Here is a 21,425-nt window from a genome sequence, read left to right as displayed (position 1 = left end):
GTTCGATGAACCGCCGACTCCGCGCCGCGGCCCTGCTCAGCGCCGCGCTCATGACCGCCTGCTCGGCAGGCACGCACCCGTCCGCATCCGCGCCCGTGCAGACCGAGCTGACGGTCATGACCCCGGCCGCGAAGACCGAGGTCGACAAGGTCACCTGGAACGTCTTCGAGGGCGAGCCGCAGACCATCGACCCGTTCAAGTCCGCCGATTACACACCGAACACGATCAACGCGAACATGTGCGAGACGCTGCTCGCCCAGACCCCCGACTTCACCATCAAGCCCAACCTCGCCGGCTCCTTCACCAACCCCGACCCGCTGCACTGGGTGTACGACCTGCGCACCGACGTGACGTTCTGGGACGGCAGCCCGATGACGGCCGAGGACGTCGCCTGGAGCCTGCGGCACAACCTCACCGACAAGACGACGCTGTACAACTTCCTGTACGCCAACGTCAAAGGCGTCGCCGTCACCGGCGATCACCAGGTGACCGTGACGCTGAAGCGGCCCGACTACCTGTTCAACGAGGAGCTGGCCGGCTTCGCCGGCGTCGTCGTGCAGAAGAGGTTCTTCCTCGCCCACCAGCAGGCGTACGGCGCGCCGAGCGCCGGCGTGATGTGCACGGGCCCCTTCGCGTTCGGCTCCTGGACCCAGGGCCAGTCGATCACGCTCACGCGCAACCCGCACTACTGGAACCCGCGGCTGCGGCCGAAGGTCAAGACCCTGGTGTTCACGTTCCTGACCGACGACACGGCCATCACCGCGGGCCTGCTCAGCGGCCAGATCGACGGCACCTACGCCGTCCCCTCCACCGCGATCCCCCGGCTGCGCGACAGCGGCGCGGGCACCCTGGCGGCCGGTCCGGCGCCGCTCAGCGTCACCCTCGTCTACGCCAACCCCGACGGCCCGATGCGCGACCTGACCCTGCGCAAGGCCTTGCAGCAGGCCATCGACTGGAAGGGCATCGGCGCCAAGATCTACGCGGGCAATGCACGGCCGATCCGGCTCCAGACACCGCCCACCGTGTTCGGCTTCGCCAAACCGCAGCTGGAGCAGCTGTCCGGCACCCTGCCCGAGCCGCAATCGGCGCAGTACGACGCCGCGAAGAAGCTGATCGCCCTCCCGCCCGCCCAGCCGATCACGATGGTGGTGCCCGACTCGGCCGACACCAAGCAGCTCGGTCTCGCGGTCAAGGACGCCGCCAACCGGATCGGACTGAACTTCCAGCTCAAGGTCGTGCCGCAGACCGGCTACTCCAACTACCTCTACGACCCGAAGACGCGGGCCGGGATCGACATCCTCTACACCCAGTTCTGGCCGAACATCCCCAACCCGATGGACTGGCTCGCCTCCACCGCGGTCTCCGGCGCGATCTTCAACCAGTACGGCTACAGCGGGGTCGACGACCTGTTCGCCCAGGCCCAGGGCACCGCCGACCCGCACAAGCGGGCCGAGCTGCTGACCAGGATGGAGACCACGCTGCACGAGCAGCTGCTGCCCATGGTGCCCGGCCTGGTGCTGGACAACACCGTGTGGATGAACAAGCGGATCACCGGCGCGCCCGCGGCCTTCGACTACGTCTTCTACCCGTGGGCCGCCCACCTGGGTGGTGCGGGGTGATCGCCAGACTATATTGCGGAGGTGTCATGACATCATCACGTGTACGGCTCAGCCAGGAGCTCATCATCGAGGCCGCGTTCCGTGTGTCGGAGCGCGGCGGCGCCCAGGCGCTGACGTTCCAGGCCATCGGCGAGGAGCTCGGCGCCCACCCCACCGCGATCTACCGGCACTTCCGCGACCGGGACGAGCTCATGCTCGCCCTGCTCGACGCCCTGCAGGCCGAGGCGCTCGACGGGATGCCCGAGCCGGGCCAGGACTGGGCCGCCGACCTGGCCGAGCTGGCCCGCCGTACGCACCGGGTGTTCCTGCGGCACCCGCAGGTGGCGCAGTTCTCCGGCGCGCGGACGGCGCGTAGGGAGAACGAGTTCCGCAAGGTCGACCGGGTGATCGGGTGCATGCGGCGGGCCGGGTTCCGCGAGGAGGACGCGGCGCGCTACTACCGGGTGTTCAGCGACTTCGTCCTGGCCTACGCGGCGCAGGACGCGGCGCTGGCGGCGCTGGATCCGGAGACGCGGGCCGCTGATCTGCGGGCCTGGCAGGTGGACTACCGGATCCTGCCGGCCGAGGAGTACCCCAACATCAACGCGGTCGCCGACCGGCTGCCGTCGCTGGAGGACCCGGCCAACTTCGAGACGGCGCTGGAACTGATGCTGGACTCCCTGCGGGCGCGGGCGGCCCGGGCATGACGATCACCATCTACAGCGGCCGCGACCTCGGTTCCGCCTTCGGCGCGGACATCGCGGCCACCTGGGGAGCCTACGAACGCTTCTTCGCCGCCCACGACCTCTCCCCCGCGCTGGTCCGCGACGTCGCCCTGCGCGCCCTGGACCGGGCGGCCACCTGGGCGCCTCCGCTGGCCTCGGAGATCGGCGTCGTGGCCGGTGCGGCCGGGCTCGAGCAGTGGCAGGTCGCCGCGCTCAACGCCCGTTCCGAGGTGCTCGCCCGCTTCCGCCCTTCGGTGCCCGGCGAGTGCTCGACCGTGGTCCACCTGCCCGCCTCCGGGCCGCCGGTGACGATCCAGACCTGGGACTGGAACCAGGGCATGTCCGACGTCAAGCTGATCTGGCAGTACTCCCCGCGCCCCGGCTGGACGGTCAAGACGTTCACCGAGTTCGGCGTGCTCGCCAAGATCGGCGTGAACAGCGCCGGGCTCGGCCTGCACTTCAACCTGCTCCAGCACGAGGCCGACGGCAAGTCCGACGGAGTGCCCGTCCACTTGGTCGCCCGCCGCATCCTGGACGAGGCCGCCACCGTCTCGGAAGCGGCGGAGATCGCCCGCTCGGCCCAGGTCTCGGCCTCGGTCGCCCTCACGGTCGTCACCGCCTCGGAGGCCTGCACGCTCGAGCTCTCCCCCGCCGGCCTCGCCCGCGTCCCGATGGATCCTGACGGCTTCCTCCTGCGCACCAACCACTTCCTCGACCCGGTCCTCGCCCAAGGTGAGCGCCTCGGCGTCGCGGACCCCGACACCTACGCCCGCCACGAATCCCTTTCACGACGCCTGCCGGGTCTGCGCAGCCCGCACCTCGCGGACCGGGCGGTCGCCCTGGTGGAGCACCGTGAGGACGGTTCGGCCCTGTGCTGCCATCCGCCCGCCGACGCCCCCGTCCACGCCCAGTGGGAAACCCTCATCATCATCGGCCTGGACGTGCGGCACCATCGCCTCACCTTCCAGGACGGCTCCCCGTGCACTGCCGACCCGCGCGGCTGGGTCCGCTTCTGATCGGTCATCCGTGGCGGTGTTGCGTGATGCGCCAGAGGCGGCGCGGGAGGTCGCCTTCGGTGAAGGGGTGGATCTCCGGGCTGGTCCAGCCTTCGGCCAGGGAGTCCACGAGGGCGCGGTCGAAGAAGTGGACGGCGAAGCCGCCGTGTTCGTAGATGTCGTCGCCGCGGTGGATGCCGGTGCCGTAGTGGGCGTCGCCGGTGTGGCGGACGGTGTAGACGAAGGCACCGCCGGGGCGCAGTACCCGGTGGACCTCAGCGACCACGGCGTGGATCTGGTGGGTGGACAGGGCCATGCACAGGAGCATGTGGGCGTAGGCCGCATCGACCGAGGCCGCCTCCAGCGGCAGAGGCAGGCGTACGTCGTGCGTGGTCGTCGTCACCAGCTCGTCCAGACCGGCGTCGGTGGCGGCCCCGCGTAGCTGGTCCAGGCCCACGGGGCTGAAGTCGAGGGCGTGTACGGCGAGGCCGCGGCGGGCGAAGTAGAGGGTGTCCCTGCCGTGGCCGGCCCCCAGCTCCAGGACCGTCCTCGCGCCATGGGAGAGGAACACCTCGGCGGCGTGCACGGCGGCCTCCGAGGGCTGCGTGCCGTACATGCCGGGATGGTCCGCGTAGGTCTGCTGCCACTGATCGCGCTGGTCACCGGCCAGGTCTGCCATCACGCTCTTACGGTAGTAGCAGCTGCCCGAATTGCCGATTACTGAGCGTTAATGATGGATGCACACTGGGTGAGGTAGGTTCACTGTGTGATCGCCTCAAGCCGTCCAGCCGTCGCCGTGCCCGCGGTGCTGCTGGCCCTGGTGGCGGCGATCCACCTGCTGTTCTGCGCGTCGGGGATGCAGCCGCATCGCCCGGCGGCCTCCCACGCTCAGGAGCACCACGACGGGCACGAGCACTCGGCCTCGTGCGAGAACCCCACCACGCCTCCCACCACCGGCCTGCCCTCGACCGCTTCCGGCGCTCCGCTGACCACGGTCGTTCCTGTCAGGCGCGTTCTCACCGCCCCGTCCCGTCACGAAGCGGCAGCGGGGCCACCGGTCCTGGCCCTGGTGTGCGTGTCACGCACGTGATCGTGGCCGGCGCATGCCTTCCGGCGGCGCCTGCCGTACATCCGTGCTGAGCGACACGTAGGCGAGGAAACCATGAACACCATCTCTGTGCGTCAGCCTGCCCAGCTGTGGGCGGCGGCGCGCCGTACCTCCCTGTCCGGGCTGGTCGGCGACACACCCGTGCTGTGGATCCCCGAGCTGTGGGGCGGGGCCGGGCGCGGCTTCTGGGCCAAGCTCGAAGGGCACAATCCCGGCGGCATCAAGGACCGGCCGGGCCTGTACATGATCGGCCAGGCCCGCCGCCGTGGCGAGCTGCGTCCCGGTGCGCCGATCATCGAGTCGACCAGCGGCACGCTCGGGCTCGGGCTCGCGCTGGCCGGTATCGTCTACAGCCACCCCGTCGTCCTGGTCACCGACCCGGGGATGGAGCCGCTGATGCACCGGCTCCTGCGGGCGTACGGCACGCGGATCGAGACCGTGGCCGAGCCGCACCCGGCCGGCGGCTGGCAGGAGGCCAGGCGGGAGCGGGTCCGTGAGCTCAGGCGCGAACATCCGGGCGCCTACTGCCCCGACCAGTACAACAACCCGGACAACGTGCTCGCCTACGACGCGCTCGCCCGCGAGCTGGCCGAACAGCTGGGCCGGGTCGACGTGCTGGTGTGCAGCGTCGGCACCGGCGGGCACAGCGCCGGCGTGTACCGGACGCTGCGGCGGCTCTGCCCGGGCCTGCGCCTGGTGGGCGTGGACACGGTCGGCTCGACCATCTTCGGCCAGCCCGCCCGACCCCGGCTGATGCGCGGGCTCGGCAGCAGCATCCACCCGGCCAACGTGGCCTACGACTGCTTCGGCGAGGTCCACTGGGTGGCTCCGGCCGAGGCGGTGTGGGCCTGCCGCCGCCTGGCCGCCGGGCAGTACGCCACGGGCGGGTGGAGCGTGGGCGCCGTCGCCCTGGTCGCCTCCTGGCTGGCCAGGACCGAGCCCGCGGGCACGTCGATCGCCGCGGTCTTCCCCGACGGCCCGCAACGCTACTTCGACACCGTCTTCAACGACGCCTACTGCGCCGACCACGGCCTGCTCGACCGTAAGCCGGAGCCGGAGCCCGACCGCATCGACGACCCCGCCGCGACCGAGGTGTCGCGCTGGACCCGCTGCACGAGCGTGACGGACCCACGCCGGTGAGAACCTTCAACCGGCCGATCCGCCTGCTGCTGGTCAACCAGCTCACCATCAACATCGGCTTCTACATGCTGATGCCCTACCTGGCCACCTACCTGACCGGCCGGCTCGGGCTGGCGGTGTGGCTGACCGGGCTGATCCTCGGCGTGCGCAACCTCAGCCAGCAGGGCCTGTTCCTGCTCGGCGGCAGCCTGGCCGACCGGCTCGGCTACAAGCCCCTGATCCTGGCCGGGCTGCTGCTGCGCACGGCCGGGTTCGCCCTGCTCGGGCTGGCCTCGTCGGTGCCCGTCCTGCTCGTGGCCTCGGCGCTGACCGGCCTGGCGGGTGCGTGTTTCAACCCGGCGGCCAGGGCCCACCTCGCGCAGGAGGCCGGGGAGCGCAAGGTCGAGGCGTTCGCCGCCTTCAACGTCTTCTACCAGAGTGGCATCCTGATCGGGCCGATCGTCGGCCTGCTGCTGCAGGGGCTGGCGTTCCGCGTCACCTGCCTGGTCGCGGCCGGGCTGTTCGCCGTGCTGGCTCTCGCGCAGGCCCGGGCGCTGCCCGCCCGTCCGGGCGGCCGCGCGGGCGCGGCGTCCGGGATGTTGCGCGACTGGCGCGGGGTGCTGGCGAACCGGGCCTTCCTGCTGTTCTCGCTCGCGATGATCGGCTCGTACGTTCTCGGCTTCCAGGTCTACCTGGGCCTGCCGATCGAGGTACGGCGGGCCACCGGAAGCGAGCTCGGCGTCACCCTGCTGTTCGCCCTGTCGGGATCGATGGCGGCCTTCGGCCAGGTCCGGCTGACCGGGTGGATCAAGAAGCGGTGGACTCCCGAGCAGGCCATCGTCCGCGGGCTGTGGCTGATGGGGGCCGCGTTCCTGCCCTTGGCCCTGGCCGGCGGCCTCGGATCCGTGCTGGTCACCACGGCCCTGCTCACCCTGGGCACGATGACCGTCTACCCGTTCGAGATGGCGACCATCGCCCGGCTGGGCGGCGACGAGCTGGCCGGGACCTACTACGGCTTCTACAACACCCTGTCCGGGCTCGGCATCGCCGCGGGCAACCTGGCCACCGGCGCGGCCATGGACACCGGACGCCCCTGGTGGATGCTGGCCGTCCTGGGCTGGGCGTGCGGCGCCGCCGTACTCCTGCTCACCCGCTCGGCCCGCTGGCCCGCCTGCCCGAAGGAGCAAGCCGTGAAGAGCTCAGGACCTGGCTAGGCGGCCAGATGGCGTCGGAGCAGGTGTGTGACCGGCGGGACGGCCGCCAGGCGCAGCGGCAGCTCGTGGAGGGCCAGCTCGAGGCGGTTGCGCGGGGCGTGGACGCCGGTGTTGGCGCGGCCCCTGCGCCGGCGGTCGGCCACTTCGGCACGCAGGCCCGCCTCCCAGGCCTCCAGAGCCACTCCGAGGTCGCCTGGATGCGCTTCCAGCGAGGTGGCCAGCAGGTCGGCGCTGCCGACAGCGAGCGAGGAGCCGTATCCGGCGAACAGGCTCACGCACCAGGCCGCGTCTCCCACCAGGACCACGCGGCCCCGGCTCCACCGGTCCATGACGATCTGGGCCACGCTGTCGAAGTAGACCGCGTCCTCGTCGAGACCGCCGATCAAGTCGGTCGCACCCCATCGCTGCCCAGGGAAGGCCCGTAGGAGCGCGCGCCGCGGGCCGAGTGCGAGCTCGGCGCCTGGATCCTGGCAACCGTAGATGAAGTAGGCGGCGACCCGGCCGCCGCCGAGGTCGGCGATCGTGAAGGTCCTGCCGATGTAGCACATACCCCTGGGGGTATAGTGGTGGACATGGAATTGAGTCCGGCACTGGTAGGGGATGCGCTGATCAGGCTGCGGAGGGCACAGGGGCAGCTCGCCGGCGTGATCTCGATGATCGAGGAGGGCGAGGACTGCACTTCGGTCCTCACCCAGCTGGCGGCCGTTTCGAAGGCGCTCGACCGGGCCGGGTTCAAGATCGTGGCCAGCGGGATGCGTCACTGCAACACGGCGCGCGAGCGCGGCGAGGAGCCGCCGATGACCGAGCAGGAGCTGGAGAAGCTCTTCCTCGCCCTGGCCTGACCGGAGCCCGCCTCGCGAGGCTTCAACCTGGCCAGGGCTGCCGCCGCGGGCTTCGGCCTGACCTGCCCGCGCCTGCGTGAGCTTTGGCATGACCGCGATATACCCCCCGGGGTGTCCTACGGAGAGTGACATATGGACGTGCACGTGATCGAGACGTCGTCCCTCGGCGACCGGAGCTACCTCGCCACCGACGGCCGGGTGGCGGCCGTGGTGGACCCGCAGCGCGACGTCGACCGGGTGCTGGCGCTGGCCGGGCGCCTCGGCGTGGCCATCACCTGGATCGTCGAGACCCACCTGCACAACGACTACGTCTCCGGCGGGCTCGAGCTCTCCCGGCTCACCGGCGCGCGCTACGGGATCGCCGCCGCCGACAAGGCGACCTTCGGCCACCAGCCGCTGGCGGAGGGCGACATCCTCGAGCTCTCGCCGGCGGTCCGCCTGCACGTCGTGGCCACTCCCGGCCACACCTTCCACCACCTGTCGTACGTCGCGGAGGGTACGGAAGGCCTCGAGGGCGTCTTCACCGGCGGATCCCTGCTGATCGGCACCACCGGCAGGACCGACCTGCTCGGCGGCGGGCACGCCGACCACCTGGCCAGGCAGCAGCACGCCTCGGCCCGCAAGCTCGCCGGCCTGCTGCCGGACGGTGCCGCCATCTGGCCCACCCACGGCTTCGGCAGCTTCTGCTCGGCCACCCAGTCGTCCGGCGAGGCCTCCACGATCGAGCGCGAGCGCGCGATCAACCCGGCGCTGCGGCTGGCCGAGGACGAGTTCGTCCACCAGACCCTGGACGGGCTCGACGCCTACCCCGCCTATTACGCGCACATGGGCGTGCTCAACAGGAACGGCCCGGCCCCCGTCGACCTCCGCCCGCCCAGGCCCGCGGACGCGGCCGAGCTGCGCGCCCGGCTCGAGGCCGGCGAATGGGTGGTCGACCTGCGCAACCGCACCGCCTACGCCGCCTCCCACCTGGCGGGCACGATCGCCCTCGGTCTCGACGGGTCGATGGCCACGTGGCTCGGCTGGCTGATCGACTGGGGCGCCCCGCTGACGCTGATCGGCGAGTCCCCCGAGCAGATCGCCGGCGCCCGGCGTGAGCTCGTCCGCATCGGCATCGACCACGTGACGGCCGCGGCCTCCGGCCGCACCGAAGAACTGGCCGCCGACCCGGCGCAGCTGCACAGCACCCCGACCGCCACCTTCGCCGACCTCGTCACCCTGCGGAATGCCGAATCGGACGTCGTGCTCCTCGACGTGCGGCTGGGCAACGAGTGGCGGGACTCCCACCTCGAAGGCGCCGTCCATGTGCCGCTCCCCGAGCTGGCCACGCGCGTGGAGGAGATCCCGCCGGGCCCGATCTGGGTGCACTGCGGCACCGGTTACCGCGCCACGGCCGCCGCGTCCCTGCTGAGCAGGGCCGGACGCACCGTAACGATCATCGACGACCTTTTCGCCAACGCGGCCGCCGCCGGGCTCAGGATGACCTGATACGCCTCACGCGAATGTCGGCCCTTCCCCGGGAGGCGATCCGTTACGGTGCCGAGGACAACTTGATGCGCGGTTCAAGTCCGCGGTACGGCAGAGCGCACGAAGCGCCGGAAGTCCGGGCATTCGACCAGCGGGTCGTGAAGGCAGATCGAGGCGTGCAGAAGGCTGTCGCGCATGAAGGCGAGCCGGGTGATACGCGCCTCCAGGTTCGCGGCCTGAGCCCGAAGCCGTTCGCGCAGCTCGGCGTCGGAGGGCTTGGCCGCGAACAGCTCGGCGATCTCGGCGAGGGTGAAGCCCGCATCCCTGGCACGGGTGATCAGTGCGAGGCGTTCGAGCGTTCCCGGCTCATAGGTTCGGCGCAGACCGTTGCGGCCCGCGGGCTCGATGAGCCCCTTGCGCTCGTAGAACCGCAAGGCCGAGGCCGTCAGCCCGGACCGTCTGGCCACCTCTCCGATGTCCAGCAGATCGTCGTCCATCGGCCCCCCTTGACTTGAACTGCGATTCAAGTCGCAGCATAGTCGTCATGACGAACAGCACGCGAGACCGCGCTCGCACCCTTGGCCTCAACCACGTCAACCTCGTCGTCGCCGACGTCGACCGCTCGGCGCGCTTCTACACCCGGGCACTCGGCCTGGAGATCGCCGCCGTAACGCAGGAGATCACGTTTCTGACCACCCCCGGCACCGGCGACCAGCTCGCCCTCCAACTGGCAGGTGGCCCCCTGGACAGGGCCACAGGCAAGTCCCGTACGGCCGGCGACTCCGGCGGCGTCGACCACATCGGCTTCGACGTGACCGACGCCGCCACCCTGGAGACCCTGGTCAAGCTCGCCGAGGCGGAGGGCGGCACCCTGCTGATGCAACTGCCCGGCGAGAACGGCCTTCCCACCGCCTTCGTCGCGGATCCCGACGGCTACATCGTGCAGCTCACCGCCAGGAGCGCGGCATGACTTCTCCAACCGACCAGCGCGCCCCCCGTCCGGCACGATGACGCTTTCGGCTACACCAGAACGAAGGTCGTCGGTTACAGTGACTTCAGAATCCGTCGATTATCCAGGCATGGACAAACTTTTCTGAGGTGAAGGCCATGATCGACCGTACTCGTCTCGCGGAGCTGCTCGACCGGGAGCGGGACCTGTTCCGCCGGCGCAATCCGCGCTCGGCGGCGGCCTACGCGCAGGCTAGGGAGCACCTGTTCGGGGGTGTGCCGATGACCTGGATGAACAAGGCGGCGGCCGGGTTCCCGCTCTACCTCGCCGAGGCCCGCGGCGCGCGGGTCACCGACGTGGACGGGAACGAGTACGTCGATCTGTGCCTGGGCGACACCGGGGCGATGGCCGGCCACTCCCCCGAGCCCACGGTCCAGGCCGTGAGCGAGCAGTTCGGGCGGCGCGGCGGTGCGACCGTGATGATGCCGACGGAGGACGCAGCCTGGGTGGGAGGGGAGCTCGCGCGCCGCTTCGGCTTGCCGTACTGGAGCTTCTCGCTGACCGCGACGGACGCGAACCGGTGGGCGATCCGGCTCGCGCGGGCGGTGACCGGGCGGCCGAAGATCCTGGTCTACAGCTACTGCTACCACGGGTCCGTGGACGAGGTGCTGCTGGTGGTCGACCCCGACGGCGAGCAGGTGTCGCGCGAGGGCAACGTGGGCGCGCCCGTCGATCCGACGGTCACCACGCGGGTGGTGGAGTTCAACGACCTGGAGGCGCTGGAGCGGGAGCTGGCGCACGGGGACGTGGCGGTCGTGCTGATGGAGCCGGCCCTGACCAACATCGGCATCGTGCTGCCCGAGCCCGGCTACCTGCGGGGTGTGCGGGAGCTGACCCGCGCACACGGCACGCTGCTGATCAACGACGAGACCCACACGTTCTCGGCGGGTCCCGGCGGGTGCACCCGGGCCTGGGATCTCGATCCCGACATCGTGACGATCGGCAAGGCCATCGGCGGCGGCATCCCCACCGGCGCCTACGGCCTGTCCGGCGAGGTCGCCGCCCGGGTCGAGGCCATGCCGGGGCTCGACCTGGTCGACGTGGGCGGCGTCGGCGGCACCCTGGCCGGCAACGCGCTGTCGGTCGCGGCCATGCGCGCCACGCTCGAGCAGGTGCTGACCGACGAGGCGTTCACGCGCATGATCGAGCTGGCCACCCGCTTCACCGAGGGCGTCCAGGCCGTGATCGACGAGCACCGGCTGCCGTGGTCGGTCACCCAGCTCGGCGCCCGCTCCGAGTACCGCTTCGCCAGCCCCGCCCCGCGCAACGGCGGGCAGTCCAACGCCGTCGCCGACCCCGACCTGGAGGACTACCTCCACATCTACCTGGCCAACCGCGGCGTGCTGCTCACGCCCTTCCACAACATGGCGCTGATGTGCCCGGCCACCACGGCGGCCGACGTGGACCGGCACCACGAGGTCTTCGCCGGGGCCGTGCGGGACCTGGTCGGATGAGGCTGGACGAGATCGACCGGATCCTGCTACGCGAGCTGCAGCAGGACGGCCGGGCCTCCTACACCGCGCTGTCGGAGGCCACCGGCCTGTCCGCGCCGGCGGTGCGGCAGCGCGTGCAGCGACTGCGGGACGAGGGCGTGGTCCAGATCGTCGGCGTCACGGACCCGATGGCGCTGGGCCTTCCTGTCATGGCCCTGGTCGGCGTGCGGACCGACGGCGACGTGCACGCGGTGGCCGACCGGATCAGCGCGCTGCCCGGCGTCATCTACGTCGTGCTCACCGCCGGCTCGTTCGACCTGTTCGTAGAGATCGTCTGCAAGGAGCCCGCCGAACTGCTCGCCGTACTCAACGACCACATCAAGCGGGTCGAGGGCGTCACCCGGGCCGAGGCGTTCACCTACTTCGGCATCCACACCCACCGCTTCGCCTGGCCGGGGTGAGTAGGGGCTACTCATCCCAGGGCGGTGGATCGCGCCCACACTTGCCATCGGGCTTCGCGCTCCGCGAAGGGAGTGGTGGTGTGGCCGATTCCTCGGCGTTGATGCAGGCCGGCGTGTCCAGCCGGGTGAAGCGGGCGGTCCTGGAGGGCAGCCGCCGATGGACCTCCCCTGGGCTGCTCGCCGTGCTGTCCGCGGGCGCGCTCGCTCCCCTGCTGTCCTCCGGCGCCGGAGAGGGAGCGCTGGCCGTGGTGGCCTCGGTCGGCGCGAACGTGCTCACCGACATCGTCAAGGCACTCGCGGCCAGACTGCAACCCCAGCGGGAGAAGCTGCTGGAACAGCGCCTTCAGAACGTCCTGGAGAGCGGCGGGCGGGAAGCCGAGGTGCTGCGCAAGGAGATCGCGGATCTGCTCCGCGAGTTCGGCCTGGTCGGCGCGGCGATCGAGGCGGCCGTCAGCACCGGCGACCGCGCGCTGCAGGTGGCGCTGGCCGAGGGCCTCGGCGACCTGGGCGAGCAGTTCAAGGAGTTCAGGTTCGTCCTCTCGGACGTCGAGCAGCAGCTGCGGCTGATCAGGGAGGACGTCGACCGGCAGCGGGCGGACCTCGAGGTGGCGGTCGGCCTGCAGTACCGGCAGGCCACCGACACCCGATTACTCCTGGAGAAGGTGTCGCTCCTCGAACGCAGGGTCGTACCCGGCGCCACCCGCGGGCCGATCTGGCAGGACCGCTCCCCCTACCAGGGCTTGGCCCCCTATGGCGAAGGAGACGCCGAGGTCTTCGCCGGGCGCGAAGTGATCACCGCCGAGCTGGTCAGCACGCTGTCGCAGCGGTCGTCCGCGTCGGGGCTGCTGATCGTCACGGGCGCCTCGGGCGCCGGCAAGTCCTCGCTCCTGCGCGCCGGCCTGCTTCCCGCCATCGCGCGGGGAGACCTGTCGGAAGCCGCCAAGCAGTGGCCACGTCATGTCATCGACCAGCCCACCCGCACCCCGCTGGCGCGGCTGGCCCTCCTGGTCGCGGGCCTGGCCGGCCTGGACGCCCCGACGGTCCTGGCCTCCTTCCAGCACGACCCCGTTCTTCTCGTACGGCAGGCCGTGGACACCGACGCCCGCCGCCGCGAACGCCACGGAGACCGGGACCGGCTCATCCTGATCCTCGACCAGTTCGAGGAGATCTTCGCCGACGAGGTGCGGCCCGCCGAGCGGGCGGCGTTCATCACCGCGCTGTCCGCCGCGGCGACCGACTCGGCGGCGCTGGTCGTCATCGCGGTCCGGGGCGACTTCGTCGACCGCTGCGCCGTACATCCGGAACTAGCGTCCGCGCTGCGCGAAGGCCCCTTCGTCGTCGGGCCGATGACCGAGAGCGAGCTGCGCACGGCGATCACCGCGCCGGCGGACCTCGCCGGGCTCGAGCTCGAGCCGGGGCTGGTCGACACGATCCTGGCCGATCTGCGGTCCGCGGCCGGAGAGTACGGTGTGGGCGCGCTGCCGTTGCTGTCCCAGACGATGCTGACGGTCTGGTCTCATCGCGACGATCACCGGCTCACCAGCCGTGGATACCGGCTCACCGGGGGCGTCACCCAGGCGGTCACCACCACCGCCGAGGCGGCGTACGAAAGCCTGGACGCGGACGGCCGGCAGGTGGCCCGCCAGGTGTTCCAGCAGCTGACCACCGTCACCGCCGACGTCCTGCTGGCGCGCAGGACCGTGCCGCGCGCGGAGCTCGACGGTGAGGACAGCGCCGCGGTCCTCGACGTGTTCGCCCGCCGCCGCCTCGTGGTCGTCGATACCGAGTCGGCCCAGATCGCGCACGACGCGCTGCTGCGCAACTGGCCCAGGCTCCGGGGCTGGCTGGAGGCCGATCTGGCGACCCATGCGCTGCGCAGCCAGCTGCTCGACGACGCCGAGGAGTGGGAACGCCACGGCAGGACGCCCGCCTACCTGTATCGCGGCGAGCGGCTGGCCGCGGTCCAGCAGCTGGAGCTCCCTGATACGGCACGCGGTTTCCTCGATGCCTCGCTGCGGGCGGAGCACCGCAGGAAGCGGCAGCGGCGGCTGATCCTGGCGAGCCTGTGCGCACTGCTCGTGCTCGCCCTCGGCGCGGCCGGCGTCGCACTGACGCAGCGCGGGCAGGCGCAGGAGCAGCAGCGGGTCGCCGTCGCCAGGCTGCTCGTCGCGCAGGCCGAGGCCTACCGCGCGGCCGATCCCCGCCGGGCGCTGCAACTCGGCGTCGCCGCGGACAGGGTCCATTCGGACTCCCAGACGCGCGCCAGCCTGGTCAGCACGCTCACCGGGACCCGCTACGCCGGAACGTTCACCCCCTCCGGCGACGTCTCCCGGGCCAATCTCGTGGCGTTCTCTCCGGCGAGCCGGACGCTGGCCACCGTCGGCAGCTACAACCTCCGCGTCGGGGGCACCACCGAAGGCCGGCGCGTGATCACCCTCTGGTCGGTTCCGCACGGGGAGTCGCCGCGCCGGCTCGGCACGCTGGTGATCAAGCAGAGCGGCTTCGAAGAGGTGCTCGCCTTCTCCCCGGACGGCCGCGTCCTGGTGACCAGCGGCGAGCGCGACCCGACGGTGACCTTGTGGCGGGTGACCGACCCGGGGCACCCGGTCCCGCTCGGCACGTACGGCGTCGCGGACACCAACGACGTGCAGTCCGTGGCCTACGCGCCGGACGGGCGCACCCTCGCCATGGGGCACGAGGACGGCACGGTGAGCCTCTGGAACGTCGCCGATCCCGCGCACGCCACCCGCATCGGCGCACCCCTCACCGGGCAGAAGAAATGGATCCAATCGGTGGCGTTCTCCTCCGACGGCAAGCTCCTGGCGGCGGGCAGCGACGATGCCGTGACGCTCTGGAACGTCAAGGATCCGGCCCGGCCGCGCCCACTCGGCGCGCCGCTGGCCGGGCGGTGGCCCGTCGCCTTCGCCCCCGGCCGGGCCCTGCTGGCCACGCACCTCAAGGACCCGCACTCCACCAACCAGAACGCCTTCATCCTGTGGGATCTGGCACGGCCGGCCGCGGCCAAGCGGATCGGCACCCCGCTGAGCGACAACAACGCGTCGATCGCCTTCGCCCCCACTGGTGACCTGGCGGCCACGGTCCGATACGACGGCTCGACGGCCCTGTGGGATCTGGCCGATCCCGCGCAGCCGGCCCTCTGGGGGACTCCGCTGGGCGGGCACACGGGTTTCGTCACCAGCGTCGCCTTCTCCGCCGACGGCCAGACGCTGGCGACCAGCAGCGCGGACAAGACCGTGATCCTGCGGGATCTCACCGACGCGCGCCGGCCCGCCAGGCGCGGACGGGTCCTGGCCGGGGCGGACTCCTTCGCGTTCGGCTCCGGCGGGCACGCCTTCGCGAGCGGACCCACGGCCGTCTGGGACCTGGCGGATCCGGACCGCCCGGCCGTACACCCGCTCGACCTGGGCGCGGGTGCCACCCGGCTGTCGCCGGACGGCAGAACCCTCGCCGTGGTCGGAGCGGACGCGACGACCACCGTGTGGGACGTCTCCGACCCGGCACGTCCCCGTCGGCGGGCGTCGTTGCCCCGCGGGACCGGATCGCCCTTCCTGTTCTCCCCCGACGGCCGGCTGCTGATCATCGGCGGGAAGGACAAGTCGTTCCTGTGGGACCTGTCGGATCCGGGCCATCCCGTGCGCCGGGGTGAGGAGCTGGCCCCCTTCATCGTCCTGGTCGCCACCTTCAGCCCCGACGGGCGGACCCTCGCGACCACTGACGTCTACGATCCGGACGGCACGGTGACGCTGTGGGACGTCTCCGGTTCCCGGCAACCCACGAAGTTCGTCGCCGGCGACGCCGCCAACGTCACGTCGCTGGCCTTCGCCCCTGACGGCCGGACGTTGGCGACTGGGCGCTCCGACGGCAAGATCCTCATCTGGGACCTGTCCACCAGGTCCTCACCCTTCCGGATCGGGCAACCGCTCGTCGCCGCGACCGATCCCAAGGGCATGATCATGACGTTGGGCAGCAGGGTCTCGGTGACGGCGCTGGCGTTCGCCACCGACGGGCGGACGCTCGCCGCGGCCAGCGGGACCGACGGGAAGAGCACCCTCGCACTGTGGGACCTCACCAATCCCGCCATGGCGCAGGACCTCGGGCCGCCGCTGCCGCTGCCGAAGGGCGTCGTGGCATGGCTGAGGTTCTCCGGCGGCACGCTCGCCACCGTGACCTTCGACCGGCAGGCGACGCTGTGGGACCTGAGCGGGATCATCGGCCTGCAGCGGAACGCGGCCCAGCGCGCCTGCGTCGTCGTGGGGCAGGGCTTGGACGAGGCGGCCTGGGCGCGGTACGTCCCGGCACTGCCGTACCAGAAGACCTGCTAGAGGCCGGCCCTCGGGGTCACGCGGCAGTTGGTGTGGAGGTACTGGGCGGCTCCGTGCTGGAAGTCGTAGATCGCCACGGTCTGGGTGTCCTCGAGCGGGTCGTCCGAGGGCATCAGGAAGTGGGTTTCGCTGACCGGGAGCAGGTCGTAGGTGATGCGTTCAGGTTTGCGGAGGAATCGCGCCTGCATGGGGTTCATGACCAGGGTGAGGTGGAGCCTGCCGTCCTCGGCCGTCACCTCGTAGCGGGCGCCCGGTCGTTCGTAGACGCCTTCGTACCTCGACGGGTCGAGGTTCAGCGTCGGGTCGGGGTGCGGCAGGTCCGGGATCGTGACGGCGCCGAAATCGGGGAGGATCTCGTTGAAGACCTTCTTGTAGAAGCTCTCCCGCGGTCCTCCGTTCGTCATCATCGTGATCGCGAGGTTCGATTCCGGGAGAATCCGCAGGCGGGCGTTCTGACCGACCGTGCTGCCGTCGTGGGCGTAGACGGTTTCGCCGTGCCAGTCGCACACGACGAGGCCGAGAGCCCACTCGGGGCCGAACATGTACGGATCAGGTATCGGGACGCGAGAGTGCATCATCTCGTGGATGGCCTCGGCAGAGGCGATTCGCCTGCCGTCGCGCGCCTTCCCCTGGTCGAGGAAGACGTGTGCCAGCGCGAGCACTTCCCGGACCGTCGAGTTGATGTTGCCTCCGGGGCCGAAGGCGCGGGGCAGATAACCGAGCGGTGAGACGAACGGGCCCTCGCCGGAGGAGCGGATCAGGTGGCTCGTGGCGGCCCGGTCCTGGTCCACGTGCTCGTGCCGGCTGGTCGTGCTGGTCAGTTCGAGGGGGTCGAAGAGCCGGTCCTTCATGACGTCGTCCCACCCCTTGCCGTCGATCACCTCCATGATGCGGGCGAGGATCGCGTAGCCCAGGGCCGCGCTGTAACCGTGGGTGTATCCCAGGGGGTGAACCTGGGGCGCGGAGGCGATGTTCTCGACCATGCGCTCGTGGACATCGTCGCCCTCGCCGGCGTCGCCGTACTCCTCCTCGATGCCGTTGGTGTGGTTGAGCAGCTGCCGGGGCGTGACCCGGGCGGTGACCTCGGGGTCGGCGACCTTGAAGCCGGGAAGGTAGGTCCGTACCGGCTCGTCCAGGTCGGCCTTGCCTTCGTCGACGAGTTGCATGAAGGCGAGGGCGGTCCAGGTCTTGGTCATGGAACCGCACTGGTAGATGGTGTCGGTCGTCGCGACTTCCCGGGTGGTCACGTCCTTGACGCCGACCGCCGCTTCGGTGATCTCTCCGTCGTGGAGGATGCCGATCGCGGCGCTCGGGATCTGGTATTCCGCGAGAAGCTCGGAGATCCGGGCCACGTCCATGGGGGCGCCCCTACTTCGGGAGGCCGACGGCGTTGGCGGCGTCCGCCTCGAAGTACTCCGTCGCGGCGAAGGCGCCGGCGTACCCCTCGAAGAAGCCTCGCACGGCGTCCAGCGAGTCGCCCACGATGACGTTCACCGCCTTGGCGCCGTCGGTGCTCACCACGGCCAGGGTCCACTTCGCCCCCTTCGGCAGCCGGCCGTACGCCTCCTTCAGCGCGTCCCAGAATCCGTCCCCGTCAGAGATCGAGGAAATCGCCATCACGTGCATTCCTGTGTCCTCCTCCATTGTTCCAAGCGAGAAAAGGCTACGTTGCATTTCATATATCGTCAACGAGCTGTTGTGCATATATCGCCATTGAGCTGGGATGTTGTGTGAGAAAATTGCAACAGCCTTGCCGGTAAACGCAATCACACCGTTGCAATGTGCTGTCGGTGAATGCACACTTGGGCCTGAAGGAGGTGAGCCGATGCCCGGAGGCAGGCTGACCCACGAGGATCGCCGGCAGATCGCGACCTGGCTCAACGGAGGGCTGGGATACGCCGAGATCGCCCGACGGCTGGGCAGGCCGACCTCCACGATCAGCCGCGAGGTGGCGCGCAACAGCGGCCCGGGCGGCTACCTGGCCGACCGCGCCCAGCAGGTGGCCGGACGGCGCGCCCGCCGGCGCAAGCCTCTCCAGTTGCCTGCCGAGGAGTGGCCGGCCGAGCGGGTGCGCGACTTCGTGGAGCGGTTCGCGACCCTGCTGGCCGGCACCGGCCTCCCCCGGATGCCCGCCCGCGTGTTCGTCTGCCTGGTCACCTCCGAGTCGGGGAGCCTCACGGCCGCCGAGCTGGTACGCCGGCTCCAGGTCAGCCCGGCGTCGGTGTCCAAGGCCATCGGCTACCTCGAAGCGATGGAACTGGTCGGACGCCGCCCGGACCCCGGCGGGCGGCGGGAGCGCTACCTCGTCGACGACGACGTCTGGATCCGGGCCTGGCGCACCGACACCGGCGCCCACGCCCGGATCGCCGAGGCCGCCCAGCGCGGCATCGATCTCTTCGGCCCCGGCACGCCCGCCGGCACCCGGCTCGGGCAGATGGGCCAGTTCTTCGGCCGCATCAGCCGGCAGATGAACGGCAGCGGCGTCACCCAGGCCGTCGTCCACGATGCGCTGACCGTGGTGGCCGCCCTGACCTACGCCGCCCGGCCCCTCACCTTGGACGAACTCGCCACCGCCCTGGGCTGGCCCCGCGAGCGCGCCGGCGAGGCCCTGGACGCGATCGGCCATCGCCCGACCATCGCCGACCCCTTCGCCCTCCAGCGCCCAGAACCCGCTACGTACACCGTCACGCCGAGGCCGGAGCGCCTGAGCCCGGCACAACGAGAAGCACTCCGGTGACCCTTATTGGAACAAAGCATTCCGTTCTGCTATAGTGGTGGTATCAGCAACTCCTGAATTCGAAGGGTCACCACTGTGATGACAACGCGCCCCGTTTCGATCCCCGAGGGATACACCACGGTCACCCCGTGGATCGTCACCAAGGACACCGCGGCTCTCATCGACTTCATCAAGGAGGCGTTCGACGCCGAGGAGCTCAGTCGGGTGCTGGTGGGAGACGGCGTGATCGGCCATGCCGAGGCGCGCATCGGCGACGCCGTCGTGATGATGTTCGACTCGCCCTTCCCCGTCGACACCCCGGCCCTTCTGCGGCTCTTCGTCGACGACGCGGAGGCGGTCGTACTGCGTGCCGTACAGGCCGGAGCCGTCGTGGTCACAGAACCGACCGAGCTGTTCTGGGGCGACAAGGTGGGACGCGTGCGCGACCCGCTCGGCAACGTCTGGTGGATCCAGCAGCGCCTTGCCGACCTGACGCCCGAGGAGATCGCGGTCCGCGCGGAAGACCCCGCGTACGCCGAAGCGATGACCTACCTCCAGTCCACCCTCGGCCCCGCCCTCCCCGCAGATCAGGCATGATGTAACCGGTGCACGAGGGCCCGCGGGAGGAGCGATGAAGCGGCGCATGTGGCCGCTGTACGCGGCGGGCTTCACCACCGCGTTCGGCGCGCACGGCATCGCGGCCAACCTCGGCGGGTTCTCGCACGACGCGGTGACCTCGCTGATGGTCCTCGGCGGCCTGCTGGCCCTGTACGACGGGGCCGAGGTCGTGCTCAAGCCGATCTTCGGCACGCTGTCCGACAGGATCGGCGCGCGCCCTGTCATGGTCGGCGGGCTGGTCGCCTTCGCCGCCGCGTCGGCCGTCTACGTCGTGGCCGACAGCCCGGCGTGGTTGTGGGCGGCCCGCCTGGGTCAGGGGGCCGCCGCCTCGGCTTTCTCCCCCGCCGCTTCCGCCCTGGTCGCCCGCCTCAACCCGGCGGCCAAGCACGGCAGGGCGTTCGGCTCCTACGGGTTCTACAAGTCCATCGGCTACACCCTCGGCCCCCTGCTGGGCGGGGTCCTGGTGTGGGCCGGCGGCCTGTGGCTGCTGTTCCTCGTCCTGGCCGTGCTCGGCGCGGCGGTCGCCGTCTGGGCCGCCTTCGAGGTGCCCGCCGTCGCGCCGCTGCCCAAGCAGCGCCAGACCGTCCTCGACCTGGTACGCCGCCTGGTCGATCCGGTCTTCCTCGGGCCGACCGCGGCGCTGGCCGCGGCCGCCGCCGCGCTGTCGGTCGGCGTCGGATTCCTGCCCGTCACCGGGGCCGCCGCAGGCCTGGGCACGGTCGCCACGGGCGCCGCGGTCTCGGCCCTGGCCGCCACCGCGGCCCTGGTCCAGCCCTTCGCGGGCCGGGCGCTGGATGCCGGCCGCCTCACCACCGGCGCCGGCATCTTTACCGGGCTGCTGGTCACCGCGGCCGGGCTCGGCTGCGCCGTACTCCCCGGTCTGGCCGGCCTGTTGACGGCGGCCGTGCTGATCGGCGCAGGAACAGGCCTGATCACCCCTCTCGGCTTCGCCGCGCTGGCCGCCTCGTCCCCCTCCGAACGACTCGGCCAGACCATGGGCAGCGCGGAGCTGGGCCGCGAGCTCGGCGACGCCGGTGGCCCGTTGCTCGTCGCCACGGTCGCCACGCTTGCCACTCTCGCGTACGGCTACGCCGCCCTCGCCGCCCTCCTGACGCTCGGCTCCCTGCTCGTACTCCTCCTACGCCGCCGGACGAAGGTCACCGGCTGACCATGGGAATGCGGCCAGGGATCCGCTGTCAGACCAGCAGCTTGTCCTTGGCTCTCTGGAATTCCTCGTCGTTGAGGACACCCTGGGCGTGGAGGGTGGCGAGCTGGGCGAGCTGGTCGGCGGGTCCGCTGGGTCCGCTGGTCTCCGTTTGCGCCGCGTCGCGGACGTAGGCGCGGAAGGCGGCTTCGCTCTGCCTTGACCGCTCCACGTCACGCTGGGTCATGGACTTGCCTCGCGCGATCACGTAGACGAGCACGCCGAGGAACGGGAGGATGATGACGAAAACGATCCAGGCGGCCTTCGCCCAGCCGTTCATGTCGTCACTGCGGAAGATGTCGGTGATGATCCTGAAGAGCAGGAAGAACCAGAGGATCCACAGGAAGAAGACGAACGTCGTCCAGAAGACGTTCAGCAGCGGATAGTCGCTCATGGCCACCTCTCGTACTGAAGGCGGTGCCGTGGCATCGTGGATGAGAGCGAGCCTCGGCGGCTTGGTTATCACTCCATGCCACCTTCACAGTACGCTGAGCAGCGTAAATGCCGGTTCACGGCCCCTTTGCCATGCGAACAATCACGCCATTCAAGGACGATCCCTCTGATCGCCGTCAT

21 protein-coding genes are annotated in these 21,425 nt (G+C 70.9%); 15 read left to right on the top strand and 6 right to left on the bottom strand.

Annotated features, from left to right (window positions below):
* The first annotated feature begins 5 nt into the window (after positions 1–5).
* From ACIBHX_RS24905 to ACIBHX_RS24895, 3 genes are read left to right on the top strand one after another with little or no spacing between them, the layout of a single operon-like run.
* Entirely contained in the window at positions 6–1,619 is a 1,614-nt protein-coding gene (locus ACIBHX_RS24905; RefSeq protein WP_397069620.1) for an ABC transporter substrate-binding protein, read from the top strand.
* 26 nt (positions 1,620–1,645) lie between these two features.
* On the top strand, positions 1,646–2,305 hold the full coding sequence (locus ACIBHX_RS24900; RefSeq protein WP_397069619.1) for a TetR/AcrR family transcriptional regulator: 660 nt from the start codon (positions 1,646–1,648) through the stop codon (positions 2,303–2,305).
* On the top strand, positions 2,302–3,339 hold the full coding sequence (locus ACIBHX_RS24895) for a C45 family autoproteolytic acyltransferase/hydolase (protein WP_397069618.1): 1,038 nt from the start codon (positions 2,302–2,304) through the stop codon (positions 3,337–3,339). Before ACIBHX_RS24900 ends, ACIBHX_RS24895 begins: the two co-directional genes overlap by 4 nt.
* Positions 3,340–3,343: 4 nt before the next feature.
* On the opposite strand, the gene ACIBHX_RS24890 is transcribed toward ACIBHX_RS24895, so the two are convergent.
* Positions 3,344–3,997, bottom strand: a complete 654-nt coding sequence (locus ACIBHX_RS24890) for a class I SAM-dependent methyltransferase (protein ID WP_397069922.1) — start codon at positions 3,995–3,997, stop codon at positions 3,344–3,346.
* An 87-nt stretch (positions 3,998–4,084) separates the two neighbouring features.
* Here ACIBHX_RS24890 and ACIBHX_RS24885 point away from each other — a divergent pair, with 87 nt between their 5' ends.
* The 3 genes from ACIBHX_RS24885 to ACIBHX_RS24875 all read left to right on the top strand — a co-directional run bounded on the left by ACIBHX_RS24885 (position 4,085) and on the right by ACIBHX_RS24875 (position 6,759).
* Positions 4,085–4,408, top strand: coding sequence for a hypothetical protein (locus ACIBHX_RS24885; RefSeq protein ID WP_397069617.1), 324 nt, complete (start codon positions 4,085–4,087; stop codon positions 4,406–4,408).
* Positions 4,409–4,480: 72 nt separating this feature from the next.
* Positions 4,481–5,566 (top strand): PLP-dependent cysteine synthase family protein, encoded by a 1,086-nt coding sequence (locus ACIBHX_RS24880; protein ID WP_397069616.1) that lies wholly within the window; start codon positions 4,481–4,483, stop codon positions 5,564–5,566.
* Positions 5,563–6,759, top strand: coding sequence for an MDR family MFS transporter (locus ACIBHX_RS24875; protein ID WP_397069615.1), 1,197 nt, complete (start codon positions 5,563–5,565; stop codon positions 6,757–6,759). The genes ACIBHX_RS24880 and ACIBHX_RS24875 overlap by 4 nt, the downstream gene beginning before the upstream one ends.
* Here ACIBHX_RS24875 and ACIBHX_RS24870 read toward each other — a convergent pair.
* Positions 6,756–7,307 (bottom strand): FAD-dependent monooxygenase, encoded by a 552-nt coding sequence (locus ACIBHX_RS24870; RefSeq protein ID WP_397069614.1) that lies wholly within the window; start codon positions 7,305–7,307, stop codon positions 6,756–6,758. The two genes, ACIBHX_RS24875 and ACIBHX_RS24870, sit on opposite strands and share 4 nt — an antisense overlap.
* Before the next feature lie 24 nt (positions 7,308–7,331).
* Between ACIBHX_RS24870 and ACIBHX_RS24865 the strand changes: the two genes are divergently transcribed.
* Positions 7,332–7,601, top strand: a complete 270-nt coding sequence (locus tag ACIBHX_RS24865; protein ID WP_397069613.1) for a metal-sensitive transcriptional regulator — start codon at positions 7,332–7,334, stop codon at positions 7,599–7,601.
* Between the two features lie 132 nt (positions 7,602–7,733).
* Positions 7,734–9,089 carry a rhodanese-like domain-containing protein gene (locus tag ACIBHX_RS24860; RefSeq protein ID WP_397069612.1) on the top strand — a complete coding sequence of 452 codons (1,356 nt, stop codon included), beginning with the start codon at positions 7,734–7,736 and terminating at the stop codon, positions 9,087–9,089.
* Between the two features lie 74 nt (positions 9,090–9,163).
* On the opposite strand, the gene ACIBHX_RS24855 is transcribed toward ACIBHX_RS24860, so the two are convergent.
* A complete protein-coding gene (locus tag ACIBHX_RS24855) occupies positions 9,164–9,565 on the bottom strand; it encodes a MerR family transcriptional regulator (RefSeq protein ID WP_397069611.1) in 402 nt (133 codons plus the stop codon).
* Between the two features lie 47 nt (positions 9,566–9,612).
* On the opposite strand from ACIBHX_RS24855, the gene ACIBHX_RS24850 reads away from it, so the two are divergent.
* The 4 genes from ACIBHX_RS24850 (at position 9,613) to ACIBHX_RS24835 (ending at position 16,314) form a co-directional block, all read left to right on the top strand.
* A complete protein-coding gene (locus ACIBHX_RS24850; RefSeq protein ID WP_397069610.1) occupies positions 9,613–10,038 on the top strand; it encodes a VOC family protein in 426 nt (141 codons plus the stop codon).
* A 137-nt stretch (positions 10,039–10,175) separates the two neighbouring features.
* On the top strand, positions 10,176–11,531 hold the full coding sequence (locus ACIBHX_RS24845) for an aspartate aminotransferase family protein (RefSeq protein WP_397069608.1): 1,356 nt from the start codon (positions 10,176–10,178) through the stop codon (positions 11,529–11,531).
* Positions 11,528–11,971, top strand: a complete 444-nt coding sequence (locus tag ACIBHX_RS24840; RefSeq protein ID WP_397069607.1) for an Lrp/AsnC family transcriptional regulator — start codon at positions 11,528–11,530, stop codon at positions 11,969–11,971. Before ACIBHX_RS24845 ends, ACIBHX_RS24840 begins: the two co-directional genes overlap by 4 nt.
* Positions 11,972–12,051: 80 nt before the next feature.
* Positions 12,052–16,314, top strand: coding sequence for a hypothetical protein (locus ACIBHX_RS24835; protein ID WP_397069606.1), 4,263 nt, complete (start codon positions 12,052–12,054; stop codon positions 16,312–16,314).
* Here ACIBHX_RS24835 and ACIBHX_RS24830 read toward each other — a convergent pair.
* Positions 16,311–17,672: a serine hydrolase gene (locus tag ACIBHX_RS24830; RefSeq protein WP_397069605.1), complete on the bottom strand. Its 1,362-nt coding sequence runs from the start codon at positions 17,670–17,672 to the stop codon at positions 16,311–16,313. The two genes, ACIBHX_RS24835 and ACIBHX_RS24830, sit on opposite strands and share 4 nt — an antisense overlap.
* A gap of 10 nt (positions 17,673–17,682) precedes the next feature.
* Positions 17,683–17,931 (bottom strand): hypothetical protein, encoded by a 249-nt coding sequence (locus ACIBHX_RS24825; protein ID WP_397069604.1) that lies wholly within the window; start codon positions 17,929–17,931, stop codon positions 17,683–17,685.
* 208 nt (positions 17,932–18,139) lie between these two features.
* Here ACIBHX_RS24825 and ACIBHX_RS24820 point away from each other — a divergent pair, with 208 nt between their 5' ends.
* The 3 genes from ACIBHX_RS24820 to ACIBHX_RS24810 all read left to right on the top strand — a co-directional run bounded on the left by ACIBHX_RS24820 (position 18,140) and on the right by ACIBHX_RS24810 (position 20,816).
* The gene (locus ACIBHX_RS24820; protein ID WP_397069603.1) at positions 18,140–19,051 is read left to right on the top strand and encodes a helix-turn-helix domain-containing protein; all 912 of its coding nucleotides are present in this window, start codon (positions 18,140–18,142) and stop codon (positions 19,049–19,051) included.
* Positions 19,052–19,129: 78 nt separating this feature from the next.
* The gene (locus tag ACIBHX_RS24815; protein WP_397069602.1) at positions 19,130–19,627 is read left to right on the top strand and encodes a VOC family protein; all 498 of its coding nucleotides are present in this window, start codon (positions 19,130–19,132) and stop codon (positions 19,625–19,627) included.
* Between the two features lie 34 nt (positions 19,628–19,661).
* Positions 19,662–20,816, top strand: a complete 1,155-nt coding sequence (locus ACIBHX_RS24810; protein ID WP_397069601.1) for an MFS transporter — start codon at positions 19,662–19,664, stop codon at positions 20,814–20,816.
* Between the two features lie 28 nt (positions 20,817–20,844).
* Here ACIBHX_RS24810 and ACIBHX_RS24805 read toward each other — a convergent pair whose 3' ends face one another.
* Positions 20,845–21,246, bottom strand: coding sequence for an SHOCT domain-containing protein (locus ACIBHX_RS24805; protein ID WP_397069600.1), 402 nt, complete (start codon positions 21,244–21,246; stop codon positions 20,845–20,847).
* Positions 21,247–21,425: the final 179 nt, after the last annotated feature.

The organism is Nonomuraea sp. NPDC050536 (genome assembly GCF_044457685.1).
Lineage (GTDB): Bacteria > Actinomycetota > Actinomycetes > Streptosporangiales > Streptosporangiaceae > Nonomuraea.
The sequence above is the reverse complement of the archived record's forward strand: the minus strand, read 5'-3'. Positions and strand labels throughout refer to the sequence as shown.